The sequence below is a fragment of the Aliidongia dinghuensis genome (assembly GCF_014643535.1).
GTDB lineage: Bacteria > Pseudomonadota > Alphaproteobacteria > ATCC43930 > CGMCC-115725 > Aliidongia > Aliidongia dinghuensis.
In genome coordinates this window covers 221,508-241,282 of sequence record NZ_BMJQ01000005.1, presented here as the reverse complement: position 1 = coordinate 241,282, position 19,775 = coordinate 221,508, and the positions used below count along the sequence as shown (strand labels likewise).

The 19,775-nt window shown below is 69.0% G+C and carries 19 protein-coding genes; 1 reads left to right on the top strand and 18 read right to left on the bottom strand.

The window, feature by feature from the left end:
* The first annotated feature begins 16 nt into the window (after positions 1-16).
* Complete coding sequence (locus IEY58_RS11635; protein ID WP_229743663.1) at positions 17-250, top strand: glycine zipper 2TM domain-containing protein; 234 nt, start codon at positions 17-19, stop codon at positions 248-250.
* Between the two features lie 43 nt (positions 251-293).
* Here IEY58_RS11635 and lspA read toward each other — a convergent pair whose 3' ends face one another.
* The 18 genes from lspA to IEY58_RS11545 form a co-directional block, all read right to left on the bottom strand.
* The gene (lspA, locus tag IEY58_RS11630; RefSeq protein WP_229743662.1) at positions 294-785 is read right to left on the bottom strand and encodes a signal peptidase II; all 492 of its coding nucleotides are present in this window, start codon (positions 783-785) and stop codon (positions 294-296) included.
* A 179-nt stretch (positions 786-964) separates the two neighbouring features.
* Positions 965-1,774: a bifunctional hydroxymethylpyrimidine kinase/phosphomethylpyrimidine kinase gene (gene thiD, locus IEY58_RS11625; protein ID WP_456057520.1), complete on the bottom strand. Its 810-nt coding sequence runs from the start codon at positions 1,772-1,774 to the stop codon at positions 965-967.
* On the bottom strand, positions 1,771-3,150 hold the full coding sequence (gene glmM / locus IEY58_RS11620; protein WP_189045801.1) for a phosphoglucosamine mutase: 1,380 nt from the start codon (positions 3,148-3,150) through the stop codon (positions 1,771-1,773). Before glmM ends, thiD begins: the two co-directional genes overlap by 4 nt.
* Positions 3,151-3,217: 67 nt before the next feature.
* Positions 3,218-4,378, bottom strand: a complete 1,161-nt coding sequence (gene folP, locus IEY58_RS11615; protein ID WP_189045799.1) for a dihydropteroate synthase — start codon at positions 4,376-4,378, stop codon at positions 3,218-3,220.
* Positions 4,379-4,380: 2 nt separating this feature from the next.
* Positions 4,381-6,312, bottom strand: coding sequence for an ATP-dependent zinc metalloprotease FtsH (ftsH, locus tag IEY58_RS11610; protein WP_229743661.1), 1,932 nt, complete (start codon positions 6,310-6,312; stop codon positions 4,381-4,383).
* A gap of 129 nt (positions 6,313-6,441) precedes the next feature.
* Positions 6,442-7,818 (bottom strand): tRNA lysidine(34) synthetase TilS, encoded by a 1,377-nt coding sequence (gene tilS / locus IEY58_RS11605; RefSeq protein WP_189045795.1) that lies wholly within the window; start codon positions 7,816-7,818, stop codon positions 6,442-6,444.
* A gap of 139 nt (positions 7,819-7,957) precedes the next feature.
* Positions 7,958-8,923, bottom strand: coding sequence for a tol-pal system protein YbgF (gene ybgF, locus IEY58_RS11600; RefSeq protein ID WP_189045793.1), 966 nt, complete (start codon positions 8,921-8,923; stop codon positions 7,958-7,960).
* A gap of 319 nt (positions 8,924-9,242) precedes the next feature.
* Positions 9,243-9,722, bottom strand: a complete 480-nt coding sequence (pal, locus tag IEY58_RS11595; protein WP_189045791.1) for a peptidoglycan-associated lipoprotein Pal — start codon at positions 9,720-9,722, stop codon at positions 9,243-9,245.
* Between the two features lie 158 nt (positions 9,723-9,880).
* Positions 9,881-11,227: a Tol-Pal system beta propeller repeat protein TolB gene (gene tolB / locus IEY58_RS11590; protein WP_189045789.1), complete on the bottom strand. Its 1,347-nt coding sequence runs from the start codon at positions 11,225-11,227 to the stop codon at positions 9,881-9,883.
* Entirely contained in the window at positions 11,224-12,186 is a 963-nt protein-coding gene (locus tag IEY58_RS11585) for an energy transducer TonB (RefSeq protein ID WP_229743660.1), read from the bottom strand. The genes tolB and IEY58_RS11585 overlap by 4 nt, the downstream gene beginning before the upstream one ends.
* 116 nt (positions 12,187-12,302) lie before the next feature.
* A complete protein-coding gene (gene tolR / locus IEY58_RS11580; RefSeq protein WP_189045787.1) occupies positions 12,303-12,770 on the bottom strand; it encodes a protein TolR in 468 nt (155 codons plus the stop codon).
* Positions 12,771-12,774: 4 nt separating this feature from the next.
* Positions 12,775-13,497 (bottom strand): protein TolQ, encoded by a 723-nt coding sequence (gene tolQ / locus IEY58_RS11575; protein ID WP_189045785.1) that lies wholly within the window; start codon positions 13,495-13,497, stop codon positions 12,775-12,777.
* Positions 13,498-13,510: 13 nt separating this feature from the next.
* Positions 13,511-13,978 carry a tol-pal system-associated acyl-CoA thioesterase gene (ybgC, locus tag IEY58_RS11570; RefSeq protein ID WP_229743659.1) on the bottom strand — a complete coding sequence of 156 codons (468 nt, stop codon included), beginning with the start codon at positions 13,976-13,978 and terminating at the stop codon, positions 13,511-13,513.
* Positions 13,975-14,970: a Holliday junction branch migration DNA helicase RuvB gene (ruvB, locus tag IEY58_RS11565; protein WP_189046105.1), complete on the bottom strand. Its 996-nt coding sequence runs from the start codon at positions 14,968-14,970 to the stop codon at positions 13,975-13,977. The genes ybgC and ruvB overlap by 4 nt, the downstream gene beginning before the upstream one ends.
* Before the next feature lie 59 nt (positions 14,971-15,029).
* Positions 15,030-15,653 (bottom strand): Holliday junction branch migration protein RuvA, encoded by a 624-nt coding sequence (gene ruvA, locus IEY58_RS11560; RefSeq protein ID WP_189045783.1) that lies wholly within the window; start codon positions 15,651-15,653, stop codon positions 15,030-15,032.
* Positions 15,653-16,186 carry a crossover junction endodeoxyribonuclease RuvC gene (gene ruvC, locus IEY58_RS11555; protein ID WP_189045781.1) on the bottom strand — a complete coding sequence of 178 codons (534 nt, stop codon included), beginning with the start codon at positions 16,184-16,186 and terminating at the stop codon, positions 15,653-15,655. The genes ruvA and ruvC overlap by 1 nt, the downstream gene beginning before the upstream one ends.
* Before the next feature lie 10 nt (positions 16,187-16,196).
* A complete protein-coding gene (locus IEY58_RS11550) occupies positions 16,197-16,949 on the bottom strand; it encodes a YebC/PmpR family DNA-binding transcriptional regulator (RefSeq protein ID WP_189045779.1) in 753 nt (250 codons plus the stop codon).
* Between the two features lie 143 nt (positions 16,950-17,092).
* Positions 17,093-19,711 (bottom strand): ATP-binding protein, encoded by a 2,619-nt coding sequence (locus IEY58_RS11545; RefSeq protein ID WP_189045778.1) that lies wholly within the window; start codon positions 19,709-19,711, stop codon positions 17,093-17,095.
* Between the last annotated feature and the right edge of the window lie 64 nt (positions 19,712-19,775).

The following is a 19,775-nucleotide window of genomic DNA, read 5'->3' as shown; positions in this document are numbered from 1 at the left end:
GCGAAAGGAGAACGTCATGCAGAATTTCGACGACCGACGAACGCGCCTACGAACGCGCCTGGTGTGGAAGCGCCTGGCGCTGGCGACGATCATCCTCGCCCCGCTAGCGCTCGGCGCCTGTGCGGAAACAGTAGGCGCCGGTGCCGGCGCCTATGCCGGCAACCAGTTCGGCAAGGGCAGCGGCAAGACCGCGGCCACGATCGGCGGCGCCGTAGGCGGCGCGATCATCGGCCACGAGATCGCCCACTAAGCAGTCCTGCCTCGCTGAAGGCGCGGCCGGTCAGGCGTTCTGTTCAGGCGCTCTGGCGCGACCGGCCGTCGCCGCCCAGGAGATTGTCGAGCAGGATCAGCGCCACACCGACCGTGATCGCCGCGTCGGCGATGTTGAAAATGGCGAACGACCAATCCCCGACATAGAACTGGATGAAGTCGGTCACCTGGCCGCGCAGGATGCGGTCGATCAGGTTGCCGACGGCACCGCCCAGGATGATCGCGACCGCAGCCCCCAGCAGCCGGCGCGCCGCCGGGATGCGGGCGAGCCAGCCGATGAGCACGGCCGCGATCACGATGGCGAAGATCGCGAGCGGCCAGCGCTGCCAACCGCCCGGCAGCTGCAGGAAGCTGAACGACACGCCGGTGTTGTAGGTCAGCAGGAAATTGAGCGACGGCAGCACCCGCACCGGCTGGAACGGCTGCAGCTGCTCGATCAGCAGGAGCTTCGATACCTGGTCGAGCACCACGACCAGGACCGTGAGCCAGAGCCAGCGCAGGCCGGTTCGCATCATGTCTTTCCCCGAATGCTTCGGATAAGTCCTTCTCCGCCCTTCAGGGGGGAGAAGGATCTAGGATGAGGTGGGCAGCGCCGCGCTCCCCGCCTCTCCCCGACCCGCTCTGCCCCAATGGGGCAAAGAGGGTGATAGAAGAGCGGCGGCGGCACCGTAGCCAAACCGAATACCATCCCGCGCTAGAAGGGGCCGACGGTATGACCATGGCCAAGCGGCCCATGGCCGCGGCCGAAGCCCGGTGCCGTGCGGATTGCGGCGCGGACATAGTCGCGCGCCCGGCGGACCGCGTCGGCGAGCGGACACCCGGCGCCAAGGCCGGTCGCCAGCGCCGAGGCGAGCGTGCAGCCGGTGCCATGCGTATGGCGAGAGTCGATGCGCGGCGCCGAAAATACCTCGACCCCCGACCGGTCGACGAGCACATCATGCACCGTCTCGCCCGGCAGATGCCCGCCCTTGAGCAGGACCGCCGCCGGGCCGAGGCCGAGCAGCGCTTCGGCCGCGCGCTTCATCGCGTCGAGATCGCCGATTGCGGTGCCGAGCAGCGCCTCCGCCTCCGGCAGGTTCGGCGTCAGCACCGTGGTGCGCGGCAAGAGCAGCCGCTTCAGGGCGTCGATCGCCGTGAGGTCGAGCAGCGCTGCCCCGCCCTTGGCGATCATCACCGGGTCGACCACGAGCGGCACGCCGTCCGGCAGCTCGGCCGCTACCGCGGCGATGATGTCGGCATCCTTGAGCATGCCGGTCTTGATCGCGTCGGCGCCCAGGTCGTCGAGCACCACGCGCATCTGCCGGCGCACGAAATCGGCCGGCACCGGCAGCACCGCGTGCACACCCTCGGTATTCTGCGCCGTCAGCGCCGTCACGGCGGTCATGCCGTAGCCGCCCAAGGCCAGCACGGTCTTGAGATCGGCCTGCAGGCCGGCACCGCCGCCGGAATCCGAGCCGGCGACGATCAGGACGCGCGGGGGCAGGATGCGGGGCGGTTGGGTCAATGCTTGCCTTGGCCCGTCGCGGCCGGCGCACCGGCAACAGCGGCGATCACGGCCGACAGGTCATCGACCACGGCGGCGACCAGCGCCTCGTCCTCGGCCTCGGCCATCACGCGGATAACCGGCTCGGTCCCGGACTTGCGGAGCAGGAGGCGGCCGGTGCCGTTGAGCCTCGCCTCCGCCTCCTGGACCGCGTCCTTGACCTTGGCCAGCTTGAGCGGCTCGGTCCCGGCGGCGAAGCGCACGTTCTTCAAGCGCTGCGGCAACGGCGTGAAGATCCGGCCGACCTGGCTCAGCGGACCGTGCGCCTCGATCATCGCCGCCAGCACCTGCAGGGCGGCCAGGATCCCGTCGCCGGTCGTCGCATAGTCGCTCAGGATGATGTGGCCGGACTGTTCGCCGCCGACGTTGAAGCCGTTGTCGCGCATGTGCTCGAACACGTAGCGGTCACCGACCGCGGTGCGCGCGAGGGTCAGGCCGAGCCCGCCCAGATAGCGCTCGAGCCCGAGATTGGACATGACGGTCGCGACCAGACCGCCGCCCCGGAGGGTGCCGGCACGGTGGGCGCGGCTCGCGATCAGGCCCATCAACTGGTCGCCGTCGAGCAGTGCCCCGGTCTCGTCGGCGACCAGCAGCCTGTCGGCATCACCGTCGAGCGCCAGGCCGATGTCGGCCTTGTGCTCGATCACGGCCTTCTGCATGGCACCCGTCGCCATGGCACCCGATTCGCGGTTGATGTTGAAGCCGTCGGGCGACACGCCGAGCGGGATGACCTCGGCGCCCAGCTCGTAGAGCACGCTCGGCGCCACCTTGTAGGCGGCGCCATGGGCGCAATCGACGACGATGCGGATGCCGTCGAGCCGCATGCCGCGCGGCAGCGTGTTCTTGACCCACTCGATATAGCGGCCGCCGGCGTCCTCGAGCCGCCGAGCCCGGCCAAGCTGGGCCGGCGGCGCCAGGTCATGGTCCGCCCCGGCCGCGACGGACGCCTCGATCGCGGCCTCGATCTCGTCCGACAGCTTGTGGCCGTCGGGACCGAACAGCTTGATGCCGTTGTCCTCGTAAGGGTTATGCGAGGCCGAGATCATGACGCCCAGGTCTGCCCTGAGCGAGCGGGTCAGCATGGCGATGGCCGGCGTCGGGATCGGGCCAACCAGCACGCAGTCCATGCCCATCGAGATGAAGCCGGCGGTCAGAGCGGGTTCCAGCATGTAGCCGGAGAGCCGCGTGTCCTTGCCGATCACAACCAGATGACGATGGGTGCCGCGCCGGAAATGCCGTGCCGTGGCGACCGCGACCTTGAGCGCGACGTCGGCGGTCATGGGCGCCGTGTTGGCCGTGCCCCGAATGCCGTCGGTGCCGAAAAGTTTCCGTGTCATCCCAAACCTTCCCCCGGCATGCGCCGCCACCTTTACGCTCAGACTATGATACCGCGCCTCGGCGCCCCTAGCACGCCGCCTCGGCAATCGCGTTCGCGACAGCCAGGGCCTGTGCTGTCTCGGCCACGTCGTGCACGCGCACAATCTGAGCGCCTCGCGCCCATCCGTCCAGCGCGGCGGCAAGCGAACCGCCCAGCCGACGCTTCGGATCCGTCGTACCGTCAATCTTGCCGATGAAGCTCTTGCGTGACACGCCCAGGAGGATGCCGGTACCGAGCGTGTGCGCGAGCCCGAGCGCCGACAGCAGCTCGAGGTTATGGGCGAGCGACTTGCCGAAGCCGATGCCCGGATCGACCAGGATGCGGTCGCGCGGCAGCCCTGCGGCGATCGTCGCCTCAACCCGCGCTTCGAGCCAGTCGAACACGTCGAGGGCCGCCACGTCGTAGTGCGGATCGGACTGCATCGTGCGAGGCTCGCCCTGCATGTGCATGAGTGCCACGGGGGCCCCCGCATCGGCAGCAAGCGCCAAGGTTCCGGGCTGCTGCAGCGCCTCGATGTCGTTCAGGATGACGGCGCCCGCCTTGAGCGCTGCCGCCATGACCGGCGCTCGCCGCGTGTCGACGGAGACGAGCGCGCCCTCGGCCACGAGGCCGCGGATGACCGGCACGACCCGTTCGATCTCAGCTTCGGCCGGGACGTCGGCCGCACCGGGCCGGGTCGATTCGCCGCCGACATCGAGGATCGCAGCACCTGCGGCCCTGAGCGCCAGCCCATGGGCGATCGCCGCCGCGGTGCCGGCATGCTCGCCGCCGTCGGAGAAACTGTCGGGCGTCACATTGACGATGCCCATGACATGCGGCCGCTCGAGCGCGAGGCCGGCCCAGGCCGGGCGCGGCGCCCGCAACCGATCGGCCAGCAGTCGCAGCCGGGTCGCTGCCGGACCGTCGTTCTCGGCAAGCCAAGCCGATAATTCCTGGACCGAAACGATCAGCGTGTTGACGCCGCCGCCCCGTCGGCGGGCGGAAACCCGGACGAGCGTCGCAGCTGCCCAGCCGCGGGCGATGCGCCAGGCAAGGCCGGCCTCGACCGCCTCTCGGGCGGCCGTGCCGGCGACGAACCCGTCCGGGCAGAGGTAGAGGGCGGCAGGCGGAAGGCCCCCGAACGAATCGAGGCCCCGTCTTGCGGCGGGGCCTCGCGGTTCGGGACGGCCGATCGGATCGGCCGTCATCGTCAGGTATTCGGCTGCGGCTCGGGCTCGAGACCGCCCACCGGCTTGTCCTTGCGGCCGCCGGCCGGCGGGATCGACGAGCGGCGCGGCGTCGGGCGCGTCTCGTCGGCCTCGGCCGCGTCACGCTCGATCTGGCCGCCCGCAATGATCTTGCGGCACTCGTCGCCGGACAGGGTCTCGTACTCGAGCAGCGCACGGGCGAGCGCATGCAGCTCGTCGATATGCTCGGTCAGCACCCGGCGCGCTTCCTCCTCGCCGGTCTCGATGATTCGGCGGATCTCCTCGTCGATCAGCTTTGCCGTGGCGTCCGAGACATTCTTGCGCTGGGTCACGGAATGGCCGAGGAACACTTCCTCCTCGTTCTCGCTGTAGCGGATGCGGCCGAGCTTCTCGGACATGCCCCATTCGGTGACCATCCGGCGTGCGGTCTGGGTCGCCACATGGATGTCGCTCGCGGCACCGGTCGTCACGTTTTCGGGCCCGAAGATGATCTCCTCGGCGACGCGTCCGCCGAAGGTGGAGGCTATGCGGCCTTCGAGCTCCTTCAGCGACTGCGAGAGCTGGTCGCGTTCCGGCAGGTACCAGGTGACGCCCAGCGCCCGGCCGCGCGGGATGATCGTGACCTTGTGCAGCGGATGGTGGACCGGCTGGTAGAGGGCGACCAGCGCGTGACCGGCCTCGTGATAGGCGGTCAGCTCCTTCTCCTTGTCGGTCATGACCATGGAGCGGCGTTCCGCGCCCAGCATGACCTTGTCCTTGGCCTGTTCGAACTCGAGCATGGAGACCGAGCGCTTGCCCTTGCGCGCCGCCATCAGCGCCGCCTCGTTCACGAGGTTGGCAAGATCGGCGCCGGAGAAGCCGGGCGTGCCGCGCGCGACCACCTTGGCCTCGACATCGGCCGCGAGCGGCACCTTGCGCATATGGACCTTGAGGATCTTCTCGCGGCCGAGCACGTCCGGGTTCGGCACCACGACCTGGCGGTCGAAGCGGCCGGGGCGCAGCAGCGCCGGGTCGAGCACATCCGGACGGTTGGTGGCGGCGATCAGGATGACACCCTCGTTCGCCTCGAACCCGTCCATCTCGACCAGCAGCTGGTTCAGCGTCTGCTCGCGCTCGTCGTTGCCGCCGCCGAGGCCGGCGCCGCGATGGCGGCCGACCGCGTCGATCTCATCGATGAAGATGATGCAGGGGGCGTTCTTCTTGCCCTGCTCGAACATGTCGCGGACGCGGGATGCGCCGACGCCGACGAACATTTCGACGAAGTCCGAGCCCGAGATGGTGAAGAACGGCACGTTCGCCTCGCCGGCGATGGCGCGCGCCAAGAGCGTCTTACCGGTACCGGGCGGGCCGACGAGCAGGCAGCCCTTGGGGATCTTGCCGCCCAGGCGTTGGAACTTCTGCGGGTCCTTCAGGTACTCGACGATCTCTTCCAGGTCCTGCTTCGCCTCGTCGACGCCGGCGACGTCGTCGAACGTGATGCGGCCGACCTTCTCGGTCAGAAGGCGCGCGCGCGACTTGCCGAAGCCCATGGCCCGGCCGCCGCCGCCCTGCATCTGGCGCATGAAGAAGATCCAGACGCCGATCAGGAGCAGCATCGGGAACCAGTTGATGAGGATGCCGAACAGCGAGGGCACGTTGTCCTCGAGCGGCGCCGCCGTGATACGGACATTCTTGTCGGTCAGGCGGCTGACCAGCTGCGGATCGTTCGGCGTATAGGTCGAGAACGCCCGGCCGTCAGTGTAGTGGCCGTTGACCGTCGCACCCTGGATCGTGACGTCGGAGACCTGGCCCCGGTTCACGTCGTTCAGGAACTCAGAATAGGCGATGCTGGTCTGCGGACCGCGGCTGGAAGAGCTCTGGAACAGGTTGAACAGCGCCACCAGCAGCAGCGCGATAATGATCCAGAGCGCCAGATTCTTCCCGAAATTGTTCACGGTCGAGGCCTTTCGTTCCGTCCGTCGACGTCCATACCCACGCCACGGTAACATACCACCTGCTGGCACCCACTCGAAGCGGGCCGATCAACCGGCCCCTCTTCGAAATCACATAAGGCGCGCCGTTGGCTAAACAACGGTAAAACCGCTGCCTGTCAACGACCGCGTCGGCCGAAACCGAATTGCGGCGCCGATATCGGCACCCGCGCGCATCCAACCGAGATGGGGGACGCCCATGAGAGTACCTTCCCGCCAGAAAGCGGGCAAGGATGGCCGCACGCTGGATGGCAGATAGGGTGTCCCCGGCGCTTCGACAATCCCGCGCATACGTGCTGCCGCATCGCTACCCAGGGCACCGACGCGAATACCGTGCCAGTCACCACCCGGTCGGCGTTCGATCACGAAGCGGTGATCCCAGGAAATGTTTCCGCCCGTCTCTTGCAGGGGCCCCGCCGATACATCGACGCTTGGTGCATCGACGCTAGGTGCACCGACGTCTGGCAGATCGACGGCCGGCGCCACGGCCGCGAGCTCGCGCAGCACCAGGACACGGCCGCGCCAGGGCAGGATCCGGCAGCCGCCGAGCGTCCGGCCGCCGCCCAGAGCATTGCCGGATCCGTCCCCTGCCACACTCCCGGGCAAACCGGCGAAAAGCGCCTCCGCCACGCGCTCCAGCCGCTCGAAGCGCGGCGGATAATCCTCGCCGCTGATCGTCGCGATCACCGCCGCGAGCGCACGCAGCCCGATCTCCGCCGGCGCCCGCGCGAGCGGGGCGGGATCAACCAGCGCAAAGCCGGCCGGATGCAGGCTGACGCCGGCGACGAGCGCCTCTTCGACCAGTTGCTCCAGCACCGCGCGCGCGCGCGCCAGATGCCGGCTCGTCTCGGCCAGCCGCCGCGGCGTGAGCCCGGCCTCCGCAAAGAGCGGCGTCTGTGCTCGGACGCGAACCCGGGCGAAGGCCGGGTTGCGGTTGCTCGGATCCTCGATCCAGCCCTGGTTGAACCCTGCCAAGGTCACCTTGAGCCGGGTCGCCGGCAGCGCCAGCAGCGGGCGCAGCAGGCGGTAATGCCCGTCCTCGACGATGGGCGCCATGCCGGAGAGACCGGCGAGCCCGCTGCCGCGGCCGAGGCGCAGGATCAGCGTTTCGGCCTGGTCGTCCTGGTGATGCGCAGTCAGGAGGTGCAAAAACCCGGCGCGGCGGCACCAGTCGCCGAGCAGGTGATAGCGGGCGGCGCGCGCCGCCGCCTGCAAATCGTGGATCGGATAGGGCCCTTGCCAGACCAGGATCTCGTGCCGGATACCGCGCTCGCCGAGCCAGGCGCCGACCTGGGCCGCCTCCCCCGCCGATTCCGGGCGCAGCCGATGGTCGACGGTGAGCGCCACGATCCGCCCGCTGCGCGCCCGAGCCCAGCGGTCGGCAAGCAGTGCGAGCGCCAAGGAGTCGGCGCCGCCGGAGACGGCGACCGCCAGTTCCGGGCAGGGCTCGAACGGCCCGATCGCAGCCATGGCGGCGGCGAATTCCGGATCATCGAGCGGCGTCTGGCGGACGGTATCGGACGAGCCGCGCGGCGCCGGGCGGCGCGCGGAGCGTGCGGGGGCGGAACGACGGGGTGGGCGATCGGCCGGGCCGCTCCCCGTCATGGGCTCAGCAGCCCAACCGCTGCTTTTCGCGCGTCGCCCGTTCCTTGTTGGTCGGGGCGATGTTCGGGAAGTCGCGCTCGAGCTTGGCGAAGGCGAAGCAGGCGTCCTGCTTGCGCCCGATGTTGCCGAGCGAGATGCCGAGCTTCAGCAGGTTGTCCTGCGCCTTGGGACTCTTCGGGTAGAGCTGATAGCCCTTGGCGAAGGCGGCCGCGGCGGAGTTGTAGTCGTTGCGTACGAAATAGGTCTCGCCCAGCCAATATTGCGCGTTACCAGCCAGTTCGTCTTGCGGGTGCTTGGTCACGAACTGCGAGAACGCCGCCTCGGCCGCCGGGTAGTCCTGGCTGCGCAGCAGGCCGAAGGCGTAGTTATACTGCTCGGTCGCCGAGCCGTTTGGCAGCGCGACGCTGGCCTTGCCAGGCACCGCCGGTGCGCCGGCATTGCCGCCGCCACCGGCGCCCGGCGACGTGAGGAAACCGCCGGTGCTGGGCGCCGCATCCATGTTGCCGGCACCGCCTGGCGAGCCGGGCTTGCCCGGCGCCGCCGAGACCGGCGGGTTGGCCGCGGTCTGCTGCGCCGGCTTCGCCGCCCCGCCGCCGTCCGGATGCTCGAGCGCCTGGAAACGCTGCTCGTCGTCCTGCTGCTGCTTGTCGAGCCGGTTCTTCAGCTCCGAGATGCCGAACTGCACCTCTTCGAGCTGGCCGGTCAGCGTGCGCATCTGCTGCTCGAGCTGGTCCATGCGGATATCGGCATTGAGCGCGGTGTTGCCGCTGTCGCCGCTCGGTGCCACGCCAGCGGCACCGGTGGCCGGCACTTCGTTGCGGTAGAGCTGCCGTTGGACCTGGTTCAGATCGCGCTCCAGCCGGTCGAGCCGGTCGTTTACGGAGCGGTCCTGCGCCGAAGCCGGCCCGGCGGCCGACATGGCCGCAAGACCCAGGAGAATAGCGGCAAGACCAGAACAGAACTTGTGCATGAAGATCCCGCTACAGGTACGGACGCCGAGGCCGATCAATAGTTCATGTCGGCATGCCCCCCTTCCGTCAACGGTCGAAAGGGCCAAGCGTCGCGAATGGCCACCAGACGGCGAAGACCGTTTGATTTTGGCCACAGCCCAGTCCCGGCGCCCATCGTCGGGACCCGTTCGGGCAAGCATCATCTATTGCCCCCGAATCGGGCAAAAAAAGGGCGCCGGGACCCTGCTCTTGCGAGCCGTTCCCGACGCCCCATCTTTTTGCCGGTCCAGACGGCAGCCCAGTCGGCGCCGCCCGGATCAGGCCGTCGCTCCTCGCGTGTTAGTTCACAACCGTCACAGCGCGACGGTTCTGGGCCCAGGCAGCCTCGTTGTGACCAACGACGGCCGGACGCTCCTTGCCGTAGCTGATGGTCTGCAGGCGGCCGGCCGCAACGCCGAGGGCAACGAGGGCGTTCTTGGCCGAGGTCGCGCGACGCTCGCCGAGGGCCAGGTTGTACTCACGCGTGCCGCGCTCGTCGCAATGGCCTTCGATCGTGAAGGTCGCCGACGGATACTTCTGCATGAACGCCGACTGACGGGTCAGGATCGCCTTCGCCTCCGGCGAGATGTCCGACTTGTCGAACGCGAACAGGACCCGGTCACCAACCTGGGTCTTCAGCTCGTCGGCCAGCGAAACCGCCGGCTGCGGCTGCGGGGCCGCAGTCGTGGCACCCGTGCCGGCGCCGGTGTTGGTCGGCGTCGTGTCGCAGGCGGCGAGGACGGTCATGGCGGCCATCAGGCCGAGGATTTGAATCCGCATTTTTGTGTTCCTTCAGCGTAACCAGATTCGGGAGAAGTCGGGACCTACCGGGTGGCAGCCTCGTACTGCGGCGCAAAAGCCGCCACCCACCGCGCGCGAGAACGGTTGGTGAAAACGGCCGGAATATACCGACGTTTCCCCATCCGATCAAGGGGTTCTCACTGAAGTAGTGGCGACCAGGCGGGATCGGAGCCGTCTTGGGGCGTCACAACCTCACGTTCATTGGAGCCAGTCAGATCGATCGAATAAAGACGCGTAGAATCGCCGCGACCTGAGGCATCCGAAGGCGTTTGCTTGAAATACATCAGCACGCGACCGTTGGGTGCCCAGGTCGGTCCTTCAACCAGAAAGCCGTTGGACAGTATACGCTCGCGCTGCCCGTCAGGTTGCATGACACCAATCGAAAAATTGCCACCCTCCTGCTTCGTGAAGGCGATGAGATCACCGCGCGGCGACCATACCGGGGTGGCGTAGCGCCCGGAACTGAAGCTGATCCGGTGCTGGTTGCTGCCGTCCGCGTTCATGACATAGATCTGCTGCGTGCCGCCGCGGTCGGATTCGAACGCGATCTGCGTGCCGTCCGGCGAGTAGCAGGGCCCGGTGTCGATCGCGGCGCTGGAGGTGATCTGCGTCACTTTGCGCGTGCGCAGGTCCTGCGTGTAGATCTGGGAATTGGCGCCGCCCGACAGGCTGAAGATCACCTTGTTCCCGTCAGGCGAGAAACGCGGGGCGAACGTCATGCCCGGGAACTGGCCCAGAACTTCCTGCTGGCGCGTGTCGATATTGAACAGGAACACCTGCGGCACGCCCTGGGCATAGGAGAGATAGGTGATCTCCTGCGCGCCGGGCGCCGGCGAGAAGCGCGGCGTCAGCACCAGCGCGCGGCCGTCGGTCAGCGCTTTGTTGTTGAAGCCGTCCTGGTCCATGATCGAGAGCCGCTTGACCCGGCGCTGCGGCGGGCCGCTCTCGGAAACATAGACGATGCGCGTATTGAAATAGCCGTCTTCACCGGTGATGCGCTTGTAGATCTGGTCCGAAATGATGTGGGCAATCTCGCGCCAGTTGGTCGCGGTCGTGTTGTAGCTGAAGCCGATCAACTGGATCCCGGCGAGCACATCCCACAGACGGAAATCGATCTTTAGATGACCGTCCGGCTGGGCGGTGACCTGACCCGAGACGAGCGCCTGGGCGTTGATCAGCTTCCAGTCGGCGAAGCGCGGCACCGGGACGAGCGCTGCCGGGTCCTGGATGAAAGCGCGCGGATCGAGCGGCTTGAACAGGCCCGAACGCTCGAGATCGGCCGAGACGACCTGCGTGACCTGGGCGCCGACCTGGCCGTCGCCGCCCTGCCCCTGGAAGGCCGGGATCGCAATCGGCATCGGCTGCGGATTGGCCCTGGTGATATCGAGCGTCAGATCCGCCCGCGCATCGGGGGCAAAACAAAGGAGGCCGAGCACGATCGCGCAGAGCCCGCTGAACCGGACGCGCCGGAAATCTGGCTTCATAGGAGGTCCCTTGGATCGAAATTGAGGGTCATATTCTTCCACTGCTCGAATTTGTCGGGCGGCACCTTGAGCGGCGAGCAGCGTTGAACCGCTCGCCTCGCGCTCTCAGCCGCGGCCCGGAAGAACCCGTCGCTGTCCGCGCGCGCCTGATCTACGATCTGGACAGACTGTGGCGTACCGTCTGACGAAAGCTGAACGCGCAGTGTGATGATCAGGTTCTTGGCATCTTTGGCACCCGCAGGTGGGTTCCAGCATTGTTCGATCTGCGCGATGATCAAGTCCTTCTCCGCCGTCGTCAGCTGCGAGCCCAAGGGCGCGTTCGGCTGGGCGGAGGCGGGCGCGGTCGCAACCTGTTTCTGCTGCGGCTTCGGCGGCGTGTCCTGCTTCTCCTGCGCCGTCGCCTTGGCCGCGAGGTTCTTCAAGAGGTCGGCGAACTGCAGATCCTGCTTCGTCTTCTCCGGCTTCGGCGGCGTGGGCTTCGGCTGCGGCTTCGGCGGCTCGGGCTTTGGGGGCTCGGGCTTGGGCGGTTCCGGTTTCGGCGGTTCTGGCTTAGGCTCGGGCGGCTTCGGCAGCGGGGCGGGCGCCGGCGGCGGTGGCGGCGGCGGAGGTGACGGCTTCGGCGGTTCCGGCGTGGGCGGTGGCGGCGGCGACGGCGGCGCCGATTGCGCCGATGGCGGCGGGGATGGCGGCGGCGGGGTCAGCACGTCCGGCTTCGGCTCAGGCTTGACCGCCGGCACCGGCGGCGGCGTGTCGAGCTTCGCCTGCTCGACCGGCTTCGGGTTGCGCTGGGTCGCGCGCGTCACGTCGGCGAGATTGACGAGCTGCACCGCGATCGGCGTCTCCTCCGGCGGCGGCTCCTTCTTCAGGAAGTCGGGCAGGCCCAGCAGGATGACCAGGACGATCGCCGTGTGCAGCACGGCGGAAAAGGCCATCCCCTCGCGCATCTCGAACCGGCTCACGGGCGCACCCCGCGCGGGAGCGCCGTGCCACGGCCGCCCGAGACTTGCCGGAGGATCGAAAATTCAAGGTCCATCATCGCGAGAACGCCGAAAGAGACCCTCATGTCACAACGGAATCATGGCTTCTTTGCAGGCGCCTTGCCGCCCGATTGGGGCAATTCGGCGATCAGCGAGACCTTGGTATAGCCGGCGGAGGCGATCAGCCCCATCACTTCCATCACCCGGCCGTAGTTGATCGCCTTGTCGCCGCGCACATAGATCGTGGCGTCCTGATTGTTCTCGGTGATCGCCTGCAGCTTCGGCAGCAATGCGTCAGCCTCGATCGGCGTCTCCTGGACATAGATCTGGCCCTGGCCGTTGACCGTGACGACGAGCGGCTCCTTCTGCTCGTTGATGGCCGGCGCCTGGGTCTTGGGCAGGTCGACCGGCACGCCCACCGTGAGGAGCGGGGCCGCCACCATGAACACGATCAGGAGCACCAGCATGACGTCGACCATCGGCGTCACGTTGATGTCGGCCATGGGACGGCGGTTCAGGCGGCTGTGGCGGCTGCGGCCGCCGCCGTTCATCAATCCACCGGCCATCGCCTCATGCCTTCTCTTCGAGCTGGCGTGACAGGATCGCGCTGAACTCGGAGGCGAAATTGTCGAGCCGGTTGCCGTAGCGGCCGAGGTCGGTCGTGAGCTTGTTGTAGCCCACGACCGCCGGGATGGCCGCGATCAGGCCCAGGGCCGTCGTGAACAGCGCCTCGGCGATGCCCGGCGCCACAACCGCGAGGCTCGTGTTCTTGCTGGCGGCGATCGATTCGAACGAGTTCATGATGCCCCAGACCGTGCCGAACAATCCCACGAAGGGGGCGGTCGAGCCGACCGTCGCGAGGAAGGCCATGTAGCGTTCCGCCCGCTCGAGCTCGCGCCCGACCGTGACGTTCATCGCCTTCTCGAGCCGTTCCTTGAGGCTCGCCTGCAACGCACCGGCCACGACCAAGCCCTTGGCGGCCGAGCGGCGCCATTCGAGCATGGCAGCGGCGAAGGTCGCCGACATCGGGTCGACCGGCCGCGAGCCGATACGGTCGTAGAGATCCTCGATCGAGCCGCCGGACCAGAAGCTCTCCTCGAAGGCATCGGCGGCGCGCAGCAGGCGCTTCACCTTCAGCACCTTGTCGAAGATGATCGCCCAGCTCCAGAACGAGGCGGCGAGGAGCAGCACCATCACGCCCTTCACGATCAGATCCGCCTGCAGGAACAGGGAGATCATCGAGAGGGTCGGGGCGGCGGCGCTGCCAAGATTCACGGTGTCGACGGCTTGCATGGCTCGGGGACGCTCACTTCAGCGGTTGCGTGACGAGAAAGGGGCGGAGGGCGTCGCTGAGCGACGCCGGGATGCGGCCGGGACGCCCGCTGGGCGTCAATAGCACCAGTTCGAGATCAAGGACGACCAGCGGATCGTCGTCCTTGAGGATGGTCTGGCGCGCGGTCATGCGCGCGCCCTTGAGGTCGGCCAACTGGGTTTCGACCATGAGCGCATCGTCGAGCCGGGCCGGCCGGCGGAAGTCGATCTCGGCCCGGCGCACGACCCAGCCGAGGCCGGTCTCGGCCAGCATGCGGTCATGCTGCCAGCCGACGAGGCGCAGGCATTCCGAGCGCGCGCGCTCGGCGAAGCGCAGGTAGTTCGCGTGATAGACGATGCCGCCCGCGTCCGTGTCCTCGTAATAGACCCGGATCGGAAAGCGATGGACGCCCTCGTCGATCGCGCCGCTGGTCGGGGCCAGGGTCATCGGGACCAGAGTCAAACCTCGGCCTCCTCGTCGGCAGCGGCGGTCAGCAGATCGAGCTGCAGCTCCGGCGGGCGCACCACGGCCAGGCCCACATGGCCGAACGCCTTGTCGGTCAGCAACCGGCCGCGTGGCGTGCGCTGCAGGAAGCCCTGCTGGATGAGATAGGGCTCGATCACGTCCTCGATCACGTCGCGCTGCTCCGACAGCACGGCCGCCATCGTGTCGACGCCGACCGGGCCGCCCGAGTAATGCTCGGCGATCGCCTGGATGTAGCGTCGGTCCATGGCGTCGAGCCCGGAACGGTCGACCTCGAGCCGGGTCAGTGCGTTGTCGGCCGCCTTGGCGTCTACCGTGGCGAGGCCCGCGACGGCGGCGAAGTCGCGCACCCGGCGCAGCAGCCGCCCGGCGACACGCGGCGTGCCGCGGGCGCGGCGCGCGATCTCGGCAGCACCGTCGGGTGCGAGATCCATCGTGAGCAGGCGGGCGCCGCGCTGGATGATGCGCTCGAGCTCGTCCGGCTCGTAGAACTGCAGCCGGAGCGGAATGCCGAACCGTTCACGGAGCGGCCGGGTGATGCGGCCCGAGCGGGTCGTGGCGCCGACCAGCGTGAAGGGCGGCAGGTCGATGCGGATCGAGCGCGCGGCCGGCCCCTCGCCGATGATGAGGTCGAGCTGGAAATCCTCCATCGCCGGATAGAGCACTTCCTCGACCGCCGGCTGCATCCGGTGGATCTCGTCGATGAACAGCACGTCGTGCGGCTGCAGATTGGTCAGGAGTGCCGCCAAGTCGCCGGCGCGCTGGATGATCGGGCCGGAGGTCGCCCGGAAGCCGGCGCCCATCTCGGCCGCGACGATCTGCGCCAAGGTCGTCTTGCCCAGGCCCGGCGGCCCGTGGAACAGCACGTGATCCAGCGCCTCGCCGCGCGCCTTGGCCGCGGCGATGAACACGCGCAGGTTCTCGCGCACTTGGCGTTGACCGACGAAATCGTCGAGCGACAGCGGCCGCATCGCGACCTCCGGCCGGTCGGCCGCCCCGCGCTCGGCAGCGACGATGCGGTCCTGGTCGCTCACGACGCGATCTCCTTCAAGCCGGCGCGGATGAGCTCGCCCAAGGCGGCACCGTCACCGAGCTTGCGCTGCGCCGTCGCGACGGCCCCCAGCGCCTCGGGTCGGCGGTAGCCGAGATTGACGAGGGCGGAGACCGCATCCTCGGCCGGACCGACGAGATCGGCTACGGCCGGCGGGACGGAGATCACCGTGCCCGTGGGCGCCGCAGGCGCCATGCCGTGCGCTGCCGCCTTGTCCTTGAGCTCGGTCGCGAGCCGCGCCGCGAGCTTCGGCCCGACGCCGTCGGCGCGGGCGAGCGAGGCCTTGTCCTGGGCCAGGATCGCGCGGGCGAGCTGGTCGGGCGCCAGCACGGACAGGATGGCGAGTGCCACCTTGCCGCCGACGCCCTGCACCGTCGTGAGCGTGCGGAACCAGTCGCGCTCGGCCCGGTCGATGAAGCCGAACAGGCTCCAATGATCCTCGCGCACCTGCAGCTCGGTCAGCAGCGACGCGGTCTCGCCGCGCGCGGGCAGCGCCGCCCGGGTGCGCGTCGACACCATCACCTGATATCCGACACCCTGGACGTCGATGAGCACGCCATCGAGCCCGACGTCGTCGACGAGGCCGGTCAGCCGGACGATCATCACCGGCCCGCCGCGGCAAGGAGCGCCGGCGCCAACAGCCGACGGGTCTGGGCGTGATGCGCGTGGCAGATCGCGACGGCGAGCGCGTCGGCCGCGTCGGCCTGGGTCTCGGCCGAGCCGGGCAGCAGGCGGCGCACCATCATCTGGATCTGCGCCTTGTCGGCATGGCCGGCGCCGACCACCGTCTTCTTGATGAGGTTCGGCGCATATTCGGCGACGGGCAGGCCCCTCAGCGCCGGCGCCAGCATGACGACGCCGCGCGCCTGGCCGAGCTTCAGGGTCGAAGCCGGGTTCTTGTTGACGAAGGTCTCCTCGACCGCCGCCTCGTCCGGCGTCCATTGGTCAAGCACGCCGTTCAAGCCCGAAAGCAGCTCGACCAGGCGCGCCGCCATGTCCCGCGTGTCGTCGGTCTCGACCACGCCGGAGGCGACGAAGCGCAGGTGCTGACCGGCCATGTCCACGATGCCCCAGCCGGTGCGGCGGAGCCCGGGATCAAGGCCGATCAGGCGGCGCGTGGTCGGTCCGGCGGTCATCCTCGCCCCGTCAGCCCTCGAGCTTCGCCATCAGCTCGTCGGGGATGTCGAAATTGGCGTACACGGTCTGGACGTCGTCATTGTCGTCCAGCACGTCGATCAGCTTCAACAGCGACTGCGCCACGTCCTCGTCGCCGACCGGCGCGGTCGTGGCCGGCCGCCAGACAAGCTTCGCCGATGAAGCGGCGCCGAACTTGGCCTCGAGCGCATCGCGCACGGCCGAGAGATCGTCGGGCGCGCAGACGACCGCATGCTCCTCCTCGCCGCTCTCGACATCGTCGGCGCCGGCCTCGATCGCGGCCTCGAGCATGGCGTCGGCCGACGCGGTGTCGGCCGGATAGGTCACCTGGCCCAGGCGCTGGAACATGAAGCTGACGCTGTTGGTCTCGCCCAAGGCGCCGCCCGCCTTGTTGAAAGCGGTGCGCACGTCGCTCGCAGTGCGGTTCCGGTTGTCGGTCAGCGCCTCGACGATGAGGGCGACGCCGCCCGGCCCGTAGCCCTCGTAGCGCACCTCTTCGTAATTGGTGCCATCTTCACCGCCGGCGCCGCGCTTGATCGCGCGATCCACCGTATCCTTCGGCATGTTGGCGCCGCGCGCCGCGATCACCGCGGCGCGCAGGCGCGGATTCGCCGCCGGATCCGGCAAGCCCGAGCGCGCTGCGACGGTCAATTCGCGGATGATCTTGGTGAAGACCTTCGCGCGCTTGGCGTCCTGCGCACCCTTGCGGTGCATGATGTTCTTAAATTGGGAATGGCCAGCCATCGGGAGATCGACCCAAACTAATGCAGAGTTATCGGTGGTAGATACCACATGTGGTGGCTAGCACCAGTAGCATCCGGCGTGATTAACAGCCCAATATGGCGGGATTGGGGCCGTGACCCGCGAGTATTTAGCGGGTCTGCCCCTCACCCGTGCTGCCGCAGGCGATCTTCGCCCACGCCGACGCCCACGGCCGACTCGAGGGCAACGGTCCCAAGGGCAACAGTCACCACCTGCTCCTCGTTCCAGGCGGCGCCCTCGGCCAGCAGATCCGCGAGCCGGGCCGGCGGCAGCGCCGCTTCGAGCCGGGCCGAGAGGTCGTCCCACAGCGCCTGCTCGATGCTTTCCCGCGTCCGGCGCTGCGCCCGGAAATAGCCGTCACTATAGCCGGCGAGACGGGCGGCCCGGACGGCCCGACCGTCGATCGCCTCCGCGAGCGCCAGGTGCTGGATGGCGAAGGCCGTGCTCAGGCTCTTGCCCAGCGCCGGCGTGAGCGCCAGCGCCGCCCGCGCCGCCGCCCGCCCGCCAGCGGCGTCGCCGATCGCGACCAGATAGCCCGCGAGATTGCGCTGGATGTTGGCGAGGCCGTTCGCATGGCCGGCGCCGTGCCAGGCCGCCGCCGCTGCTCGGGCGCGCGCGATCGCCTCGTGCCGCCGGCCCGCGGCGAAATCGAGCTCAGCCAGCATCATGGTGGCGGCCTGCAGCATCCGCGTGTCGCCGACGCCGGGCGCGATGCGGTCGATCTCGTCCAGATGCCGCCGCACGCCGGCCATGTCGTCCGCATACCAGCACATGCTGACCGCACTGTAGAGCGCCGACGTCAGGAGCTTCGTCGGCCCGAAGCCGCGCAGCAGGACCAGCCCGTCGCGGAGGTACGGCTCCGCCTTCGCGGTATCGCCGGGCTTCATCATGAGCCGGCCCGCCTGGTCCGTCGCCGCCGCGACATGGAGCCGATCGTCGATCCGCCGAAAGATCTCGAGCGCCTCGAGCGTCGCCTCGAGGAAACGTGGATCGCCGGGGTGCGCGTTGCGGCCGGCCGCGAGCCGGAGCCGGCCCAGGACGGCGGGCGGTGTCGAACCGTCGGCCTGCGCCTCGGCCCGTGCCAGCCAGCGCTGTCGCTCGGCCAGCAGCGACAGCTCGGCCCAGAGCTCCTGGGCATGGCCGACGAGCCTCTGGCCGAGGGCCGCGTCGCCGTCCGGGCCGAACGCCCAGTCCAGCGCCGCGCGCAGGTTTTCCAGCTCCGGCTCGTAAGCGCCGAGCCAGGCCTCGGTCGGCGTGGTCGGCCACAGCCGCTCGCCCTCTTCGTAGAAGCGCACAAGGTAAAGCGCCAAGCTGCGCAGGCATTGGCGTCGCTCCGCCGGTGCCAGCTTCTCGGCGCCATAGGCCTGCATCGATTCCAGCAGCCGGAACCGCCGGTCGCCGACGGCCGGCACAGGCGCGACCAGTGACTTGTCGACGAGCGCCAGCATGGGCGCGATCGCGTCGGGCATGTCGCCCGCGTCATCCAGCGCCACCGCCCGGGCCGAGGCGACCGTGAAGCTGCCGGCGAAGACCGAGAGGCGCCGCAGCAGCGCGCGCTCAGGTTCCGTCAGCAGGTCGTAGCTCCAGTCGATCGTCGAGCGCAGCGTCTGGTGGCGCGACGGCGCCTTGCGGCCGCCCGCGCCTAGAAGCCCGAGGCGGGCATCGAGATGGGCGAGCAGAGCGGCCGGCGTCAACAGCTCGAGGCCGGCGGCGGCGAGCTCGATCGCGAGCGCCAGGCCGTCGAGCCGCCGGCAGATCTCACCCACGGCGCCCACGCTGTCGTCATCGAGCGCGAAGCCGCCGAGGGCGGCATCCGCCCGCTCGGCGAACAGGCGCACGGCACCGAACCGGAGCGCATCTGCGGCCGTGGCCGCCTGGCCGAGGGCGGGCGTCGTGAGCGGCGGCACCCGATAGACCCACTCCCCGGCGATCGACAGCCGTTCCCGGCTCGTCGCTAGAATCGCCACCTCCGGGCAATGCCGCGCGATCGCCTCGGCGAAGCGGGCGCTCTCGTCGATCAGATGCTCGCAGCTGTCGAGCACCAGCAGCAGCCGCTTCGGGCGGAGGAAGGTCGTAACCGTCTCGAGCGCGGGGCGCGGCCCCTGGATCGGCAGGCCGAGCATGGCGGCGATCGTCTCGACCACGAGACGAGGATCGCGCAACGGCGCCAGTTCGACGAACCAGACACCGTCGGGATAGTGCCGGGCGGCTTCCGCCGCGAGGGCCACGGCAAGGCGCGTCTTGCCGATGCCGCCGGCGCCCCAGAGCGTCACCAGCCGCGCCTCGGGCAAACGGGCGAGCAGCGTCGCGAGATCGGCCTCCCGGCCGACGAGCCGGTCCGGCGGGACCGGCAGTCGTTGCGCAGGCCCCTCTTCCGCCAGCACCTCATTCACAGATGCCGCGTCTGCAGCGCCATGTTCGATCGCGACCGGCGCCAGGAAGCGATAGCCGCGCCCCGTGACTGTGCCGACGAATTTCGCGGTACCGCCGGCAGCACCGAGCGCCTTGCGCACCGAGGCCAGCGTCACGACCAGCGTATGGTCCTCGACGATGGCCGCCTCGGGCCACACGACCGCCTTGAGCTCGTCCTTGGCGACGACACGGTCGCGCCGCTCGACGAGCGCCACCAGCAGGTCGAACGGCCGCCCGCCGATCGCGACGGCCTCCTCCCGGCACGTCAGGATTCGACGATCGGGCCTGAGACAAAAGGGGCCGAACCGAAAGACACGCTCAACATCGGGCATGGAGACAGTTTCCGAAGCACCGGCGGCCTTCAGGGTACGAGATAAACTGATGCGGCTATAAAAA